Source organism: Acidovorax sp. 107, from assembly GCF_003058055.1.
Taxonomy (GTDB): domain Bacteria; phylum Pseudomonadota; class Gammaproteobacteria; order Burkholderiales; family Burkholderiaceae_C; genus Acidovorax.
This window is the reverse complement of sequence record NZ_QBTZ01000001.1, coordinates 315,605-333,294: the sequence shown is the minus strand read 5'-3', so window position 1 is coordinate 333,294 and position 17,690 is coordinate 315,605. Positions and strand designations below refer to the sequence as shown.

The 17,690-nt window shown below is 62.9% G+C and carries 18 protein-coding genes and 1 pseudogene; all 19 read right to left on the bottom strand.

Annotated elements, in window-relative coordinates:
- Positions 1-379: 379 nt before the first annotated feature.
- The 19 genes and pseudogenes from C8C99_RS01610 to C8C99_RS01520 all read right to left on the bottom strand — a co-directional run bounded on the left by C8C99_RS01610 (position 380) and on the right by C8C99_RS01520 (position 17,689).
- Positions 380-1,039, bottom strand: coding sequence for a hypothetical protein (locus tag C8C99_RS01610; RefSeq protein ID WP_108624741.1), 660 nt, complete (start codon positions 1,037-1,039; stop codon positions 380-382).
- Entirely contained in the window at positions 1,039-1,974 is a 936-nt protein-coding gene (locus C8C99_RS01605; RefSeq protein ID WP_108624740.1) for a hypothetical protein, read from the bottom strand. The genes C8C99_RS01610 and C8C99_RS01605 overlap by 1 nt, the downstream gene beginning before the upstream one ends.
- Positions 1,971-5,870, bottom strand: a complete 3,900-nt coding sequence (locus tag C8C99_RS01600; RefSeq protein WP_233247143.1) for a hypothetical protein — start codon at positions 5,868-5,870, stop codon at positions 1,971-1,973. Before C8C99_RS01600 ends, C8C99_RS01605 begins: the two co-directional genes overlap by 4 nt.
- A gap of 375 nt (positions 5,871-6,245) precedes the next feature.
- A pseudogene (locus C8C99_RS24385) lies at positions 6,246-6,794 on the bottom strand (tape measure protein); the annotation flags it as partial.
- Positions 6,795-7,528: 734 nt separating this feature from the next.
- Positions 7,529-7,819, bottom strand: coding sequence for a zinc ribbon domain-containing protein (locus tag C8C99_RS01595; RefSeq protein ID WP_108624738.1), 291 nt, complete (start codon positions 7,817-7,819; stop codon positions 7,529-7,531).
- A gap of 34 nt (positions 7,820-7,853) precedes the next feature.
- Positions 7,854-8,255: a DUF1799 domain-containing protein gene (locus tag C8C99_RS24115; RefSeq protein ID WP_108624737.1), complete on the bottom strand. Its 402-nt coding sequence runs from the start codon at positions 8,253-8,255 to the stop codon at positions 7,854-7,856.
- Positions 8,174-8,668, bottom strand: coding sequence for a phage tail assembly chaperone (locus tag C8C99_RS01585; RefSeq protein WP_108624736.1), 495 nt, complete (start codon positions 8,666-8,668; stop codon positions 8,174-8,176). Before C8C99_RS01585 ends, C8C99_RS24115 begins: the two co-directional genes overlap by 82 nt.
- A 119-nt stretch (positions 8,669-8,787) precedes the next feature.
- Positions 8,788-9,429, bottom strand: a complete 642-nt coding sequence (locus C8C99_RS01580) for a phage tail protein (protein ID WP_108624735.1) — start codon at positions 9,427-9,429, stop codon at positions 8,788-8,790.
- 137 nt (positions 9,430-9,566) lie between these two features.
- On the bottom strand, positions 9,567-9,968 hold the full coding sequence (locus tag C8C99_RS01575) for a phage tail terminator-like protein (RefSeq protein ID WP_158274147.1): 402 nt from the start codon (positions 9,966-9,968) through the stop codon (positions 9,567-9,569).
- A complete protein-coding gene (locus tag C8C99_RS01570; protein ID WP_108624733.1) occupies positions 9,965-10,360 on the bottom strand; it encodes an HK97 gp10 family phage protein in 396 nt (131 codons plus the stop codon). Before C8C99_RS01570 ends, C8C99_RS01575 begins: the two co-directional genes overlap by 4 nt.
- A gap of 1 nt (position 10,361) precedes the next feature.
- Entirely contained in the window at positions 10,362-10,721 is a 360-nt protein-coding gene (locus C8C99_RS01565) for a hypothetical protein (RefSeq protein WP_108624732.1), read from the bottom strand.
- On the bottom strand, positions 10,718-11,140 hold the full coding sequence (locus C8C99_RS01560) for a hypothetical protein (protein ID WP_108624731.1): 423 nt from the start codon (positions 11,138-11,140) through the stop codon (positions 10,718-10,720). The genes C8C99_RS01565 and C8C99_RS01560 overlap by 4 nt, the downstream gene beginning before the upstream one ends.
- On the bottom strand, positions 11,137-11,622 hold the full coding sequence (locus tag C8C99_RS01555; protein WP_108624730.1) for a DnaT-like ssDNA-binding protein: 486 nt from the start codon (positions 11,620-11,622) through the stop codon (positions 11,137-11,139). The genes C8C99_RS01560 and C8C99_RS01555 overlap by 4 nt, the downstream gene beginning before the upstream one ends.
- A gap of 3 nt (positions 11,623-11,625) precedes the next feature.
- On the bottom strand, positions 11,626-11,949 hold the full coding sequence (locus C8C99_RS01550; RefSeq protein WP_108624729.1) for a HeH/LEM domain-containing protein: 324 nt from the start codon (positions 11,947-11,949) through the stop codon (positions 11,626-11,628).
- 54 nt (positions 11,950-12,003) lie between these two features.
- Complete coding sequence (locus C8C99_RS01545) at positions 12,004-13,308, bottom strand: P22 phage major capsid protein family protein (protein ID WP_108627003.1); 1,305 nt, start codon at positions 13,306-13,308, stop codon at positions 12,004-12,006.
- A 64-nt stretch (positions 13,309-13,372) separates the two neighbouring features.
- A complete protein-coding gene (locus tag C8C99_RS01540; protein WP_108624728.1) occupies positions 13,373-14,152 on the bottom strand; it encodes a DUF6651 domain-containing protein in 780 nt (259 codons plus the stop codon).
- A 406-nt stretch (positions 14,153-14,558) separates the two neighbouring features.
- Positions 14,559-14,867 (bottom strand): hypothetical protein, encoded by a 309-nt coding sequence (locus C8C99_RS01535; RefSeq protein WP_233247142.1) that lies wholly within the window; start codon positions 14,865-14,867, stop codon positions 14,559-14,561.
- A 321-nt stretch (positions 14,868-15,188) separates the two neighbouring features.
- A complete protein-coding gene (locus C8C99_RS01525; protein WP_108624726.1) occupies positions 15,189-16,295 on the bottom strand; it encodes a phage minor head protein in 1,107 nt (368 codons plus the stop codon).
- On the bottom strand, positions 16,295-17,689 hold the full coding sequence (locus tag C8C99_RS01520) for a DUF4055 domain-containing protein (protein ID WP_108627001.1): 1,395 nt from the start codon (positions 17,687-17,689) through the stop codon (positions 16,295-16,297). Before C8C99_RS01520 ends, C8C99_RS01525 begins: the two co-directional genes overlap by 1 nt.
- Between the last annotated feature and the right edge of the window lies 1 nt (position 17,690).

The window sequence follows — 17,690 nt, the reverse complement described above, 5'->3', positions numbered from 1 at the left end:
AGCCCCTTCTTCCCGCCCACAGCTGTGCACGAGTAGGAATTTGGGCCGGTCACACTGCTGTTCGTTGCGTCATTGCCGTTGACGGTTGCATTCACCGAGCCGACACCAACGCCGGGAGCGCCATGGGTAAAAGTGAAGCTGTCGTTTACACCCACCGAAACGACATCAAAGACGATTTCACCAGCGCCACCACCTGTGGCCAATCTCTGCGCGCTGGCTGCGCTATCGATGAATCCCCCGGACGCGCCGGGAGCGATCATCATGTACACCATAAGTCCAGCTACGGGTGACACCACCACCGAAGAGAGCGGCAGAGGCCGGACTGCACGGACCATGTATCCGCCGCCGGCGGCTGCAGAAAACGCTTGAGAAAAAGTGATCATGCGAACGTGCTCCCATCAAAAACCGCCTGAAACCGCCCCTGGTTCGGCCACACCATGGGGGACTCGGGCGTATCACCTACTAGCGTGTAAGAACCCCAATTGATCGAGCAATTGCTACCCGAAGCATTGCGTCCACCCACTTGATCGTCCGCAGCCCAGCCAGCGGGGATCGTTAAGGTGATTCCTGGGGTGGCAGCGATGTAAAAGACACCCGCTACTGCATTCGTGTTGGAGTTGATGCGTGCCGACACCTGCCCCACGTTGAGAGATGTCCAGTCCGCCGATACGCCGGGCTGGCTGGTGGTGACATCGGCCAGGTTGTTGAGAAGCATCCAGAACCGGCCGTTGTGCTTGACGCAGGCTGGCGTGCTCAATGGCCCTGTCAGGGTCGGCCACAACCCCTTGAAGTTGGCGGCGGCAACAGCTTGGCTTGCGGCAGTGGATGCGGAGGCTGCGGCACTGACAGCTCCAGTGCTTGCAAGGCTTGCCTCGATGGCGTTGTTGTTGACGTTCTCGGCCAGCGCATTCATCTGCGTGCGATAGGTGCCGCTGAGCGCCTGCTGATACGGGTAAGCCAGCGGGTCAAACGTGGCGCGGTCATTAGGGTCTGGCGCCGTAGGCAGCGCATCAACCGGGGTTGGGGCAACGATTGCCATCAGATGAGTCCTTTCACATTGACCTGCAGGGTGGCGATGCCGAAGCTGTCGTAACTCATGGAACAGCTGCCGATGCCAAAGACGTTGAGGCCGTCGAAGCCTTGGGAGGTAGTGGCGATCCACGACACCGGCACATCGAGCACTTGCTGCACCGTCGCCAGGGCTGCGTCTGCCTTCTGGCGGGGGAGGACCACCGTTGCGCGCAGGTTGGTGGACTTGCCGCGTCGCTTGATGGTGGTGGTGCCGTCGTCGTTGGTTTTGATGTAGCTGTAGCTGGTGGGCTCTGCCGATGCGCCACCCGTGACCCCACCCCACTCAGCATCGCCGAGTAATGGCGTGAGGTCGCCCACGTTGATCATTCCGATGCCGACAGCAGCACCCGTGGCGGCGGTGACTGTGATGGTCAATTCGGCGGTGGGGCGGATAGGGAGATTGCTGAGCACCAGCTTCTGGATCGGTCGGCGCTTGCCGAACATGTAGTCGTACCAGCCGGTGGGCGGCTCGGTAAGGCTGGCAGCACCTGTGGTGGGATAGCGGTAGATTTCTGTTCCGCCGGGCGCGTCTTTCACGCTCACCACGATCTGCGTGCCGGTGAGGCCGTACAGACTGATGGCGTTAAAGTAGCCAGGGCTCAGCACGTAGGTGATGCTGGTGGTGGTCGTGGCCGCCGTGTTCGTGTAGGTGTCGAATGGGGCATAGCGCTGGGTTGGCCCTGCGTCGAGCCAGTAGGCCGTGTCAACCTCTGGCAGCGCCGTGCGCCCGGTGTGCGCCTGGACGCATTCGTACACGCGGTGAGTGGTAGCGCGAATTCGGCGGTCGCCCAGCACGTAGTTGCCAGCAGATACCCAAGCCGTTTCACTAGCCGCAGGCTCTGCGATGGTGGTGCCCGCGCCGATCATGGCGTCGGTGATGGTGATGGGGACGAGGATGTTCATACGGTTTCGTCCTCAACAAGCGCCATGGGCACCGGGGAAACCGGGTTTCCATTGGTGGCGCGGCTGGTGTCCTGGGTGTGCCCCTCAATTGCGGCCAGCCGGGTTTCCAGGCGCGCGTTTTGCTCCAACAGTGCAGCCAAGAGCGCTTCCATCTGTCCGTTGCCACCGCCCATGCCAGGATTGGCGGCCGGGTTGTAGGCCTTGGGGACGATGGCCTCGCCCTCATGGATCTGGGCCAGCATGTCGCGGGGTACGTAGTTGGTGCCAACGTCATAAGAAGGAACGTTGCCAGTGCCTGCCGCCAGCTTTCGCCACCACTCCGGGTCCTGCTCCTTGTAGAACGCGAGCATTTCTGGCGAGATCGTCTCTTTGGACCCGTCCGCATAGACCCGCACGCCTTTTTCGTAGTCCAGATACGCACTGGGCCCGGTGGTCGCAGGGCGAGCAGCACCGCCGCCGACTACGAAAATGTCACCGCCCGAGCTGGCCTGGCCGCCCACCTGCTCCGGCTTGAGCTTCCCGACCTCCGGAAACATCAGCGATTCCAGATGCTTGACCGCATCAGCCACGCTCACCGTCGCCTCATACGTGCCGTTGGCGATGTCGATCTGCTGTTTCCAGTAGTCGAGCGTCTTGTCCAGCTGCTCGCTTTGGGCCTCCAGCTCCTTCACCGTGCGTTCTGCGCTGGTGAGTTGCTTGCCTGTCAGGCCTTCCAGCTCGGACAGCTTGCCGGCCAGCACCAAGCGGTCACGATCAAACTCGAACTGGCTGGCGTACCCACTGGCGTCCAGCCCGTTGCGCGCGGCGCTGATGGCGTCGGCCAGCTGGGTTTCGTCGGGCAGGTAGCCGGTGGTGCGGGCGTTTGCCAGCGCCTGGGTGATGAAGTCGTTGCCCTGGGCCGCCAGCATCGAGCGGGTGGAATCCACTTCGCCGTACAGCTCGCGCACGTTGGACTTGAGCAGGTCGAACAGGCCGCTCATGGTGCTGGCCACTTCCTGCGCCACGTCGATCTGCGACTGCAGCGCCTCCTTCTCCTTGGCGATGGCGCGCTCCAGGCCGCGCAGGGCCTTGTCGCGGGCGTCGGCCTGATCCTTGGCGATGCGGGCTGCGGCTTCTTCTGCGCTCTCGTTCAGGCCAGCAAATACACCCGACAGGCCCAGCAGCGTGGCGGCGGTCTTGGAGGCATCTTTTCCGATGCCAAGCACCTCGGCGTTCATGTTGATCAGCCCCTCGACCCCCTTATTGAACGCGTCGGGGTCCAGGCCCTGCTTCGAGAGGTCGGTGATGCCCGACAGGAAGCCGTTGAGCTTGCCTGCCACGGCAGGGTCTGCCGCCCCGTTGCCCAGCAGCGCAGGGTCGATGCCAGCGATGATGCTGCGCCCGCCCATGTCGGACAGGCTGAGCTTGCCGTTACCGGCGGCCAAGGCATCGTTGATCTGCTTGGACAGAGAGGCCTTGGCCTTGTCCTGCACCTCCACTTGCGAGAGGGTGTCTTCGACCAGCTTGCGGAACTCTTCGCGGTTCTTGGGCACGTCGATGCCCAGCTCGGCGAACTGCTTGTCCACCTGCTTTTGCAGGTTGGCCTTGCGCTCTTCTTCGCTGTAGAAGTTGTCGTAGAACGTGTTGAGGTTGCCCTGCAGCTTGTCGAACCCACCCGCAGCGGCAGCCAGGCCCGCAGCAGCGTCGAATCCCATCTTTGCCAGCTTGTCCAGGCCCATGGCCTCAAACGAGGTGGTCAGGTTCTGCACCCCAACGATTTGGGCGTTGATGGACTCCAGCAGCGCGTTGGCAGCCTCTTCGCTCAGGGCCTCGGCATCCACACCCTTGAGCATCTTCTGCACGGTCTGCGGGATATCGGTAACCGACTGCAGCGCCTGGATGGTGGACTGCTTCAGGTCGAGCGTGAAGTTCTCCAGCGCGGTCTTGAAGTCCGGGCTGTTGGTGCTGAATTTCTCGTACAGCGTGCCCGCGTAGTTGTCACCCTTGCCGCTTTCGCCGAAGGTGGTGCCATCCGACAAGATGCCGCCAGCGAACACACCGCCCCGGCCCTTGCTGGACGTTTCCAGGCCCGCAGAGAAACCGGTCAGCGTGGCCTTGCTGCCCAGCGCCTTCAGGAAGGCATTGATGCCGCTGGCCGTGCCCGAGACCGCATCGCGGATAGCCTGCTCGTTCTGCACCGGGTCGCCTTCCAGGCGGTAGGCCTGGCCCGCGATCAGCGCGTTGCGCTGGCCGTTGGAGAAGTCGCGGTCGAACTGCTGGCCCTGGTAGGTGTAAACCTGGTCGCGGCGCTGGTTGGTCACGGTGCCATCGAACGACACGCCGAATTGGCCGCCGGTGCGGGTTTCGCCCTTGGTGCTTTTGAGCAGGGAGTTCAGGACCAGCAATCCGCCGCCCACCAGGGCAAGGGGGCCAGCCAGCGTACCCAGGCCGCCAGCGATGTTGCCCGCGCCGATAGCGGTTGTGCCAGCACTGATCGTGCCCGCCAGACCAGCCTCGCCAAACAAGCCAGACAGGCCAGCGCGCAGGCCCATGCCGAAAGTGCCGGTAAGGGCAGACAGGCCGCTGGCAGCATTGCCGATGGTGCCCAGGGCAGAGCCGCCAGAAGCCGCGCCAGCGACAGCTTGGGCGGCGCCACCGCCGACAAGGCCCAGCAGGTTACCGACGATGTTCACCACGAAGGGCTGGGCGAACATCTTGTAAATCTGGTCTGCGACCGTGGTCTTGAAGGTAGTCACCAGCGAACGGGTGAAAGACTTCCAGCCGTCTTTGCCGTTGTTCAGCATGTCGGCGAAGCCTTGGCGGAAGATGTCGTCGTACTTGCCGACGGAGGTCTTCCACTCGTCCAGGAAAGCTTTGTTCGCTGCGTTGGCCTTGGCGATGGATGCGCTGGCCTGCAGCTTTGCGATGTCGGCCGCCTGCTTGTCGGTGTCGGCCACGTTGGCCTTCACGAAGGCAATCTTCTGCTCCAGGTCGAGCTGGATACGCAGTTGCTCCAGTGCGGTCGTACGGGCCTGCTCCGACATGCCCATGAGGCCGATTTCGGCCTGCAGCAGCTTGTTGCTATCGTCGATGCCTTTGGCGTACTCGTACACCATTTGGGCGGCACGGTTCTCGCCCTGCGCTTTGGCCAAGTCGCGCATGGCCTGGATCTGATCGCGCGCGGCGCGGCCCAGGTCGCCCAGCGCGCCGGCTTGATCTGCCCACGCGGCTTGCATCTTGAGCGCCAGAGGGATGCTGCTTTCCAGCTGCTGCTGGTTGAAAACGCGCAGAGCGTCCCCGGTGAGACCGATGGCCTTGCCTTCCAGCTCTGCCATGCGCACCTGCTCCATGGCGGCGCGCGAAGCCTTCTCTTGGCCCGCCACGCGGGCTTCCAGTGCATCCAGGGACTTGGCGTCAGCAAGCGCAGATTCAGCACGCAGCTTTGCGATGTTCTGCTCGTAGTCGCGTTCGGCGTCCTGCATCTGGCCGGTGATGCGCGCAACTTCAGCTTGCGAAGTCTTCTTCTTGGCGGCCTGGGCCAGCTCTGCTTCGAAGTTGGCCTTGCGTTGGGCCCAGACCTCTTCTTCCTTGGCCATGCTCTCGTCGATGGCGTCCAGCTCCGACTTGCCGCCCAGCTTCACCAGTAGGGCCTGCGCGTCGTAGAACGCCTTGCGGCTGTCAAGGATGGCCTTGTCGTTGTTCTTGTAGGCTTGGAGCTGGGCCGCCAAAGAGTCGTTCAGGGCAGCGTTTGCTCCAGCGTCCGGCTTGGCAGTGCCGCTGTCTTTGATCAGCTTGGCAACCTGCTTCTGGTAGTCGGTCAGCCCGATCAAGCCGTTCTTGTACCCCGCGTACAGAGAGTTCAAGTCCTTGTAGAAATCGTCCTTGACGCCAGAGAGGCCGTTGACGACCTTGCCCATGGCCGCCTGAACGGCAGCAAGCCGATTTGCTTCAGCGGCATAGGACTGTGTGCGCGTTGGGAATCCAGTCTGGTCACGGGGATTGGTGCCGCCCGTAGCCGCGTTCAACTCGTTGAATCGCCGCTTCGCTTCCTCCAGCCTGACATTGATCCTGTCGAGCTCAGCCTGAGCATTTGGGCCAAGCACGCCGCTTTGCATGCCCGTGCGCAGCCTTTGCGCAGCCGCGTCCAAGTTGATCACCTCGCGAGCAGCGCTTCGCAGAGGCCCCTGGCTTCCAAGCTTTTCTACATCCTTAGACAGGAAATCGATCCCCTGCGAAAGCTTGGTGATGAACCCAGAAATGAACGAGGTCGCCCCCGACAGCTTGTCGAACGCTCCTACCAACCGCAACACGCTGTTCGCGGCTTGAGTAGAGGCCTGCTCAACGGTGACAGCCATCTTGCCGAATTCAGCTTCCACCTTGGCGGCCGACTTTTCCAGAGCGCCGAGTACCTTTTCGGCCGTCAGTTCGCCCGCTTGCCCCATTTCACGGAGCTTCCCAATACCTACTCCGAGGCCATCTGCGATAGCCTGAGCCAGCCTTGGCGTTTGCTCCATGACAGAGTTCAGCTCTTCGCCACGCAAAGCCCCTGCGGCGAAGCCTTGAGACAACTGCACCAGCGCCGCCTGTGCAGACTGCGCAGATCCTCCGCTGATGGTTACAGCCTGGCTGACTGTCTTGATGATGCCCAATAGAGAGGACTGGGAGACACCCAACTCCTTGGTAGACCGTGCAATCTGCGCGTAAGTCCCAGCCAGGTCAACGAACGACACGCGGGAAGATTGCGCGATGTCGAACAACCGGCGCTGCACCTGCGCGAGCTCTGATGCTGACGTGGTGACCAGAGAAAGCCGTGAGGCGACGTTTGTGCTCGCGTCGGCCATCTTTACCAAGTCGCTTACCGTCGTGCCGATGCCGATTGCTGCCAGCGCTGCACCCGCGTACTTCGCTGCCCCACCGAGCCCAACAAAGGCTTCCGCACTTGCGCCAGTCGCCTTCTTTACCTTTGCACCTTGCTCCGATGCGGCCTGGAGCGAAATTGCCAGTTCTTGGGCGCTTTTAGCGGCGGCTGCATTGGCAGCGTTCAATGCCGCCACCCCAGATTGCAACCCTGTGAGCGCAGCAGCTTCTGCCCGGATGGCAGCAGTCACTTCATTGGCGGCCGAAGAGAGGCTCCGCATGCCTGTAGCGGCCACAGATGCGGACTTGTTCAGCGCATCCAGACCGGAGGAGCCTGCGCCGCCTAGGCTCTTCACACTTTTGGCGGCGGAGTCTGCGCTCTCGTCAACTTTCTTCAGGCCTGATGCCGCCGCCGGCGCGCGCTTCGCCAAATCATCGATGCCCTTGGCAGCCCCCTCGCCCAGAGATTTGAGGCTTTTGCCAGTGCGATCAGCGGCGCCTTCGATACCAGCCATCGCTTTTTCAACAGGCGCACCCTTCCCAGCGAGCACATCGAGGGCCTTGATGCCCCTTTCCACGCCACTGGTGTCCATCCCTAGACCGATGGATTCGATTTCTTGCGTCATGCGAGCGCCCAAAGAAAAAGGCCTCGCGACATGAGCCGCGAGGCCTTCAATTGAAAAACCCGCCGAAGCGGGTTTGTGATGTGTCTACTTGCTCACTGAGGGATCAGGGCGGTCCCGCAGTGCTTTCCCTTTCGTGCGTCCTTGCGCACAAGTTCCCGGCAGTCCGGGCACCGGACATGCGAATCGGCTGTGATCTTCTGCCCCGTCTCATCCACTGCAGCAGCAGCTTGGCCCAGTTTCGGAAACACGAGTACCAGAATCAACCCAATCAGCGGCGACAGCAGCGCGGCGATCAAGAACCAGGCGAATCCACTGCGACCGCGCGAGCTAGCGATAACGCCGATGACGATTGAGCAGACCAGCCAACCCAAGAAGATTTCCATATCCCCTCCATGTAGAAGCCCACATGGTAGCGAATCAGTCCGTCCGGTTCATCTCTTCCAGTGCCGCGCGCTCAATCAGCTGCAGGTCAGCAAAGATGGCGTCCCGCTCTGCATCCGACTTGCCGCGATGCATGCTGGCCAGCGTGGCAAAGACGGCCTGGTAGTCCAGCCCAGGAGCACCGCCCATTCCGCCTACCCGCCATTGCGTGGACACAGCCACGAAGGACCGGTAGGCATCAAAATGTTCCGGCCAAATTTCTACGATCTTGTCTGGGTAGTCCGAGGGCTTCAATCCCCAGACCGCCAGCTTCTTGGCATCGGGCGGTTTCTCGTAGATGGCCCGCCCGATGTCCTTTAGTTTTTTGTGCGGGTTCCCTCGCGCGTCTCGTTGTAAGTCCTGAACACCGCTTCGGCCGATCCAGCGTATTGGTCGCACATTTCGGTGAGACTGGCAACGGAGAGGGGGTCGTCCAGATCCCAGCCCATCACGATCTTGAAGATCAGTTCACCGGTGAACTTGGCCTTCAGCGACTCCAGTTCGCTGCTCTTCACCGGTTTCATCAGCGCCAGGATTTCCTTCTCTCGCTCTTCTTCGGTGGTCGCCACCTTTGGACTGTTTTGGGCGGCCAGCGTGTGGTCCCGGGTTGCTTCTAGCTTTGCGGCGTCGAACAGCTCCTGGACTGCCTTGCTGGTCGCCTCCGCGTGTTCTTCGCGCAGCTTCGCCCACTCCGTGGAGGACATGTACTTGGCTTCGAAGTTGATCTCACAAGGTCCGTGGGGCGTCGGCACTTCGACCTTCATGGGGAAAGACTTGGGGGCAGACTTGCCGATGACGAGTTTGGTAGCCATGGTGAATTACTTTCTTCGCAGGGTTGAACAGGCCCGTGCGCACCCCGGCCGTCCCTGCGAAGGAACGAACCGGGATGCGTCGGTGCTGGGTTGGCCGTATGGCCGTGGATGGGTGCCGCTTAGTAGCGGGTGGGGCGACCTTGGAGCGAGACCGTCGCGCGGACTTGCATCACGCTGCCCTTGGTCAGGGTTGGCGTCTCGTTGAACGACACGTAGCCGTTGTAGAGCAGCACGGAGCCATTCGGCAGCGTTACCTTCAGCGCACGGATGGCGCGGGCTTCACCAGCGGCCTTCAGGGCGATGTACCCAGCCAGCGTCGGGTCGTCGGCAATGCCAATCTGGATCGACTGGGCGCTGGTCACGGTAGGCAGCTGGCGTTCGAAATCTTCTTCCAGGAAGGAGAAGTTCGAGAACTGCTGGTCGCCGCCGTTGGTGGTGAACTCCAGGATTTGCGCGATCTGCGTGAACGCAGTGATCTCGCGCAGGCTACCGGTGCCAGAGCCTGCAGGGAAGCGCGTCGTGTCCGTGGTGTCGATGCCGGTCAGGTCCGTCGCGTTGGTGGCCACGTTGGCAGCCTTGAACACGCGGCCATTGACCTTTTGCCAACCGGAGGTGAGTTCGTAAAACGCGCCGTTGGCCATGCCGTGGGCGGCTGCAGTGATCACGCCAGGATTGGCATTGGTGATGGCGGAAACCGCCTTGGCAGAGCCGTAAGCAGTTGCGAGGGCGACGGTTGCGCCGTCAGGGAGGAATGCCGACATGGTGGGCCTTTCTTGGGTTCAGTCGCCCGCAAGGGGCATAAAAAAACCCGCAGGGCCTTCGCCGTGCGGGGTGCTGTGAAGCCCTTGCGGGCACAAAAAAGCCCGCACGCGGCGGGCCTTGTTGCTGGTGGGGCGGCCTAACCGAAGGCGCGCCAGTAAATGGACACCGGCACCATGTAGCGGTCCCCATCCGGGTAGCCGCTGCCGATGCTTGGCGTCTTGGTGATTTCGACCTTCACCGCGCCCTTGGTGAGCGTCAGCGGAGGCTTGAACTGGTCGCGGATCAACTGGGCCCGCGTCTTGGCTGGCACCCGGCCCTTGTCCAGTGGGTAGAACAGCGACACCTGCAGGATTCCCCGGTCCTCGGTCACGTCCAGCGTGACGGCGTGATCCACAGGGGTGTTGGTCAGGTGGTTGATGCGCTGGTATTCCGTGCCAGCCACGGGTGTGTAGGTCTTGTTCTCGAACGCGGTGGCGATGGCGGGCGTTATGGCCAGCAGGCGCTCTTCCAGCGCGGCTTCGATCAGGGCGATGGTCACTTGATGCTCTCCACGGCCTTCTTCACGGCGTCGCTGTAGGCCTGCACGGTGAGGCGGACCATGCCGGAGGGCGCCTGGTCGGACCAGCCGTTTTCCAGGCGCTTGGCATAGGGCAGGCTGTTGGACAGCACGATGGTCTGGCCGGGCTTCCAGCCCTGCAGCGTGGTGGCCGTGCGGCCGAGCGCGCCCTGCCCGCTCTTGTCTTCGTCCTGGCTGGTGTCAGTGTTGATCGTGCCGATGCCGCACTGCCAGTTGCCCTTGAACCTGCCGGTATCGACAGGGCTGCGCTCGATCATCCCGCTCTGCAGCTCCAGCGCGGCGCGGCGCACCACCAGGGCAGCCTTATCGACAGCGCGCTCGCAAAGCTTGTTCAGGTCGGCAGCGAATCCCATGTCAGCGCCTCACGATCAGCTCGACCAGCACCGAAGTGCCGGCCGGGGCAAGGTTCTTCACGCTGACCACCGTGCGGGCAACGCCGCCCAGCGTTAGGACGTGGGTCGGTTCAGGGATGCCCAGACCCACGGCTGACAGGTACGCCTGCTCGTCGGTGGCCAGCACCGTGGTGCCGTCCACCAGCTTTTGGTCAACTGGGAACACCGCGGCGGTGCAATCCTGCGTCACCTCGACTTCTGGGTAATCGCCCAGGTCTGGGTCGTATTGACCGCTGCGGGTCTTGTAGGTGAGCGTGCCCGCGGCGCCGAACTCGCGCAGGATCTCGTCGGCAACCTGGGCCATCTCGGCGTAGAAGGTCATGCAAACGCTCCCATTCGGTGGAGCCGGTCGTTGATCTGCTGCGCCAGGCAGCCTACGGTGTAGGCGAGCGCCTCTTCATTGGCGTGCACCGAAGCGCCATCACCCTTCTCTTGGACGTTTAGGCCATGGTTTGCCATGTGACGCATGGCCGCATGCACGCATTCATGGGTAACGATTTCCGCCCCTCGGGCCCGGAGGTCATCGCGGTTCAGCCACATGCAGGCAAACCGCCCGGTGAGGCGGCCCGCGCGGTTGTAGTGCCGCAGGCCAGAGCATTGGCCGTGAGCGTTCAGGCTAGGGCCGAATTGGCAATCATCGATGTCTTTGCACATCTCGGCGCGCGTATCGAACACCCGCACCTGAACGTACGCATGACGCACACCGCGCCATTCGTCGGCGTAGGCGCGGAATGCCTTCATGCCCGCACCACCCTCACCTGCCCGGCGCTGCCCAGCAGATACGGAGCCAGCAGGGTTTCGGCGGATTGATACCGCGTAGCCTGCCGCGTGCCGGCCGCGTAGGTGGTCTCAATCGGCCCCACCTTCACGCTCTGCTTCTTCGGGCCCAGGTCGGGTTCGATGTCACCGGCCGATGCCTTCAGCGCCAGCAGCGCGCAGGCGTTTGCGATGGCAGCCGGGACCGTCTCCCAGTTGATCTCGTAGCCGTCCACCACCACGCCAGCGCGGGGCCAGTCCAGCACCTGGCCGGCGTTCAAGCGCTCGCCTTTCCAGCGGCCAGAGTACCGGCCCATGTAGTCGGTGGCCTTGCGCAGGGCTTGCTCCTTGGCCTCGGTGGACAGGAGAGCCCAGGCGGCATTGCCTCTTGCGGCGTGCCACGCATCCGCATTTGCAACAGACACGTACGACTCCGCGCCAGCGGTGGGGGCGACGATCAGGGCCATGGATCAGTAGGAGACGCGGTTGGCGCGGTCTTCTTCGGCCAAGTTGTTCCACTCTGCGCCGGTCAGGCCTGAGCGCTCAAAGGCGGTCAGCAAAGCAACTAGGTCGGCCTTCTTGGCGCCGTCGGGCACCGTAACGCCAGCGGCTTCCAGGGTGGCCTTGATCTCGGGCACCGTGGGGGCCTTCTTGGCGCCGTCGGGCTCGTTGTCGGCAGGCTCCTGACGAGCACATTTCACCCAGCCAAGGGCTTCATGCTGCGAGAGGGCCACGGGGTGCACTTCGAGGTACTCGCCGTGCTTGGTCACAGGGATCAGTTCGTTGTCGGTCATGGTGTTCTCCGGTTCGCAGGAAAGAGGCCGGGGGCCGAAGCCCCCAGCAGCTAATCAGCCCAGCAGAGTGGCGATGTGCTCAGGCTTGGTCACGCCAGTGCCCCAGGCCATGCAGATCTCGAACTTGACCTGGCGGTACTGGCGGTACACGCGCACCTCGAAGGTGAGGCCGGTCACAGGGTCCGTGATCATCATGGAGTCGTCAGCCGAGTCGCCGCCATCAGGCACGGCAGGAGCGCGGCAGGCCAGCACCAGGGCGTTGCGGCTGAACGCGAAGTTGCCGGTGTAGCTGTTGCCCACGGTCAGCGCGTTGGCCGTTGGAATGGTCATCAGCGCGCCTGGGCGGTTCAGGCTGATCGTGCCGGGAGCAGCCACGCCAGTGCCGATCACATACTTGTTGGCAGAGTCAGCGGCGAAGGTCACCACGTCACCAGCCAGCACCGTGCCCGTGCCAGTCACCAGTGCGATGTCGCGCACGCCAGCGGCCGTGCTGCCCGAGGTCACATAGCTGGCGCCAGTGCCCTTGACATGCTGCTGGATGCCGGCCGAGTAGCGCACGGCCATGTTCTGCAGCAGGTCGGTCATGCCGGTGCGCAGCATGTCGCTGGAGCCAGCTTCGTTGACCTTGAACAGAACCGACTGCTTGCCGCGCAGGTTGGCGATGGATGCCGAATTCAGCACCAGCTGGCGGTTGACCACCGGGGCGCCGTTGTCGTCCAGGATCTTCGCCACACCGGCCAGGTCGGACAGGTCGCCAGCAGTGCCCAGGGGCGTGGTGCCAGCGGTGCCGTAGGCGCGGGATGCGCCGGTCTTCGCGGACGCAGCCAAGTCGATTTCCATGGCGTTCACAATCTTGCGCATGCCGTCGGCAAACTGATCGGCCAGGATCTGGTTGTAAGTACCAGTGGAGCCCACAGCCTTCTGCTCTTCGCCGTTCCAGCGGATGGGCGCAGCCTTGGACTTGCTGATCGTGATGTCGGCAAAGCCCACGGTGGTGTCACCGCTGTTGGCAGGGGTCGCGCCAGGCGTGATGTCTTCCAGCGCGCCGGATTCACCCAGGGGGATGCGAACCGTCTGGCCAACGGCCGCGCGCTCTGCGTTGCTGTCACGACGAACGGCAGGGATGAAACCCACCATTTCGCGGGACACCACATTCAGCGCCTCGTACAGCGTCGGAATCAGACCGGTGAGCGTGTTGGCGCCCAAGGCGAAGTCCTGCTTTTTCTGGGTCACCCAGGAGTGCGTGAACTCGAACACGCGGGCCGCAGCAGCAGCGACGGTGGCCATGGGCAAGATGGCCGCGACAACCGCGACCAGGGCGAGAGCGACAAAGCGCAGTTTGGAGAGAGTGGCTTTCATGATGGCCTTTCGGAAATGAAAAAGGCCGCACATGGCGGCCCGATTGGGGATGGTTGAAACGTGGTCAGTCGGTGATCTGCACGGCATCCTTGCCGGTGACCGCTGCGGCCTTGGCTGTCGGGTCCAGAGCATCGAACTGCGCGCGGGTCATGGTCTTCTTCCCGCCAGCACCTTGATTGCCGCCATGGGCGCCGCCACCAGATGCGCCAGTGCCCTTCAGGATCTGGTCCTTGTAGGGGTACTGGTCCACCAGAGTTTCCAGGGCCTCTTCGAAGTCGGCCAGCTCACCGGGGCGAGCGCGGCTGAAAATCTTGTTGCCTTGGGCGTCGTAAGCGACTGTCTTGCCTTCTTCGATCTTGAAGGCGTTGCCGAAACGGGCTTGCACCAGATCCGCCGGGATGGCGAATTTGTCAGCGATGACCTTGGAGCGCGCGAACGCACCGCCGATCTTTTCGCCGTACAGGGCTTGCTCCAGCTCGGTCGCCTTCTTCACCACTGGAGCGTATTTGTCCTCTACGGCCTTGATGGCTTCGGCCTTCACCTTTTCGACTTCGCCGGCATCCACCAGCCTTTTGTCGTCCAGGTTCTTGATGGTGCTCAGGGCCTTCGCGGCTGCCACGGGGTCTTCGATCCCTGCGTCCTTGAATGGCTTCAGCGCACCTTCAGCTGCTTCTGCGCGCTCGCGGTGGCTCTTGGCCTCGCCGTTGAGTCGGGAAATGGTGGCGATGGTGCTGTCACCATCGAAGGCCGTTTCCTTGCCGTCGGCGTGGACGAACACGGGGAGCTTTTGGCCGTTGACTTCTTGGAGAACGATTGCGCCGTTGGCGTCGAATTTGAATGGCATGGTTTGAGTGCTTTCTTCACAGGCATCCACCTGTGGACGGGTGAGCCATCCGGCCCGATGCGCCCTCAGCCATCCGGCGTCTGGGCATGAAAAAACCCGCCGAGACTTGCGCCAGGGCGGGTTGTTGGGGTGCGCAATGCGCATTAAAACTTGAGGTGTAGATATATCTCACCCTGGGACCATCGGCATGGGGCAGACAGAACAGTCATCGTCTTTGTAGTAGGAGCGCTACTCCAACAGCCGTCAAACGTGTCACCTACTTGAAGGCGCTGCAAAACATCAACGAATTCTTCCGTGGTTTCCGGTAGGTAAATCACCTTCACCGAATTGGGATACACCTCATAGACGCGGCCTTTCCCAGATCCGAATGTCAGCCAGAGCTTAAATGACGTGAAAATGTCACCCTTCATTTCACGGCCTTCGGTTTCGTCCGCCTGGGCTTCGGCTCCTGCACCAGCTTCGGAGGGTCTTGGACCATGAAGCTGAGGATTCCCTTCTTGTCGCAGTGGTAGCAGACCTTGTCAGCCGTTACCGTCCCGCGCTTGATCTTGCCGTCCTGGCCGATGTAGGAGCCAGTGACCACCGTCATGGTGTCGCGGCCGCCGCACTTCGAGCATTGCAGCATGCCCGGCGCGCGCTTCATGGCCTTGACGCGCTCGATGGCGGCCTGCTTGGCGTCGGGTTCGGCGGGAGGGACTATGCGGAGTTCTGGCACTAGCAGGATCTCGCCTGTACACACCGCGCCTGTTCAGCCCATTTCTGCAAAGCAACCAGCTTGTCCTGGTCTCCTTTGATCTCATCTAGCTTCGGCAATGACGCGCGAGGCCCCTCGAACTCCCAGACTTCCAACGGGAGCCTGGCTTCTACAAGCGCCGTAAGCGGTCGCCCTGGGATATGTACCGACAGGCCAGATTCAATGTCAAAAATCTGGTCTTGGCTCAATCCGTGCATCGTCTCTTTTCCAGAGTTGATGCGCCCAGCCGTGACTACTCGGTCATAGCTCTTGATTGTTACTGTGAACATCCCGCCATTTTGCCTACAACCCCGCCCGCTTGAAAGCCTCCGCGTCCTTCTCCCTGAGCTGGTCCAGCGTCAGATACCGCCCGTTCTGCGAGTACATCCGCTCCAGCGGCAGGTTGCCTTCGCTCATCAGCCGCGCCCGCGTAGGGCCCAGCACCTCGATCTGCCGCGCCGACGACTGCTTTTTCAGCCACTCCGCGTAGGTTGTCTCTGCCGGCACTTGGCCGTCCATGCTCGCCCGGGTCTTGCCCACCACCACAACCTCGGGAACATCAATACCCAGTTCCTGGTGCGACTTCAGCACGTAGGTCGCATGGCTGCGGCAGCGCCAATGCAGCGCCCCTGGGCCACCCAGCCACGGCAGCGCGTGCCCGATGGGCTTGTGCGCCGTCGTGTACTGCTTGCCGTCACGGGCCCGGCACGGTGGCGAGGTCCGCAGATCAATGGTCGATGACCACACCAGCGCCTTGATCAGGTCGGTGTTCGCCTCCACCGTCATGTCCTGGGCGAACCGTGCCATGTGGCCCAGCGCCGTGCGGGTCACCGCTTCGGCGTCGCGCCGCGTGACCTCTATCAGCCCGTCAGCGAATCCCTTCGCCCGGGTGCCTCGCAGCTCACGGATGATCTGGTCCGTGGTCTTGCCTTCCACAAACCCGCTGGCGATGGCCTGGCGCACCTGGCGCATCTTCTTGGCGTCCAGCTCTTGCCACACCTCACGCAGCATCACGCCCTGAAACGGCCGGGCCATGGCCGCCGCATACACAGCCTCGGGCGCCACACTGGCCACCTGCACCACCACGGGCACATGGGCCACCAGCACCTGGTTCTGGTACGCAGCCTCATAGGCTACGAAGTCCCGCAGCTCCTGCGTCAGTTCCCGCTCCACCTCGGCGAATGCCTGGGTGTTCATGCTGCGCACGCTGGTCAGCATGGACTCCAGACGCTCGATGGAGAAGCTGGTGGCGTCCATGCGCTCCAGCCGGTCGGCCAGCTCCGCGAAGATGCGCTTGTCGCTGCGGTTGAGCACGGCAATGATCCGCGCCACCACGTTGTTGCTCAGCCCCTGCAGCGCCACCTGATGGCGGATCGCTTCGGACTGCAGCAGGTCGTTGACCGAATCCATCAGACCGCCCCGACAGTGCCCAAGGCTGGGCCTTCCTCCTGCACGGCGTCAAGCTCCACCAGGGCGTCGATGTCAGCAGCCAGCATGCCGCGCCGCTGCAGTTCCTTGATGGCCGTGGCCTTCGTGATGTATCCGGCCTGCTGCATGGAGATCACCAGCTGGGCGCCCGACTCGGTCAAGGTGGCCGCGCCGAAGTCCTTGAACAGGCTGGCATGACCGCCCTGCTGCTCCTTGACCCAAGCCGCCATGAACTGCAGGGCCTGGTCGAGCGAGTCCTCGAACCCCTCGGTGATGCGCTGCAGCTCTGACTTGTTCGCCTCGGCGTCGTTGCTCGCTTCAGTGGCGCTACGCTGACCGGGCTTCTGCACCAGCAGCTCGGCGCCGGTCTGGATCATCTGGTCTTCCAGCGCCTCCAGGGACTTTGCCCCGGCCTCAATGGCTGCGCCCGTGTGCTCCACGAACTTCAGGTCGCCGTCCTTCGGCAGCCGAACTGCAGCGGATGCGCCGACCGTGAGCTGGGTTCCACCCGAACCGTCTGGTGCTGGATCATCCCCGCCGATCAGCGCCAGGATGGGCACCCGGGCGACATGCAGGATGGTGTCCTGGTCGCTCTGGCTCTGCCAGTGCTTGACGTTCAGGTAGGCCAGATCCAGCAGCGGGGAGACGCCATCCATGAACCCGCGCTTGCGGCCGTAAACCGGCGCGAACGGGATGGCCTGCAGCGTTGTGGTGCCCTCTTCTTCCAGCACCCAGTCATCCTCAGCCTTCGCCCCGGGCATGTAGACCGCCCACGCGCCCGGCGTCAGCACGCGCACACGCGGCTCATGCTTGATGCCGAATTCTCCGTCGTCCTCTTCTTTGGTCTCGGCCAACCGCAGCTGGGTCAGCACCGTGGCGCCGTTGCTGCGCTGAGCCTTCCAGCCCAGGATCTGGCTGTGCCGGACGGCCACCATGTACGGGCGGGCACCAATGGCTCGCTCGTCGGCCAGGGTCCGGGCACCCGACACGCGAGGGTAGTCCACCAGGATGCCAGCCAGGCCGAAGCCCAGGGCCTCATCCATCATCATCGCGGCGAAGGTGTGCAGGCTGTTGCCCTGCAGGTCCACGTCTTCGCACCAGGCCTTGATCTTGTCCGGGGTGTCTTCGCCCAGTGTGATCTGCTTGCTGAAAGGCTTGCCGGACATCACGCCCAGCGTGCGGCCGAAGGCTGGGAACAGCGTGGCCGTGGCCAGGCGGGCTTCGTAGCTCTCCTTTTCCTCGCCGGGCCACTTGGGCAGGAACGTGGTTCCCGCCTTGCGCATGGCCGCAGTTCCGCCCAGCAGGGCTTCGGCGATGGGCCAATTGGCCGAGAGCGCCTGCACTTCGCTGGATTGGTTCTGTACTTTTTGGGCCATG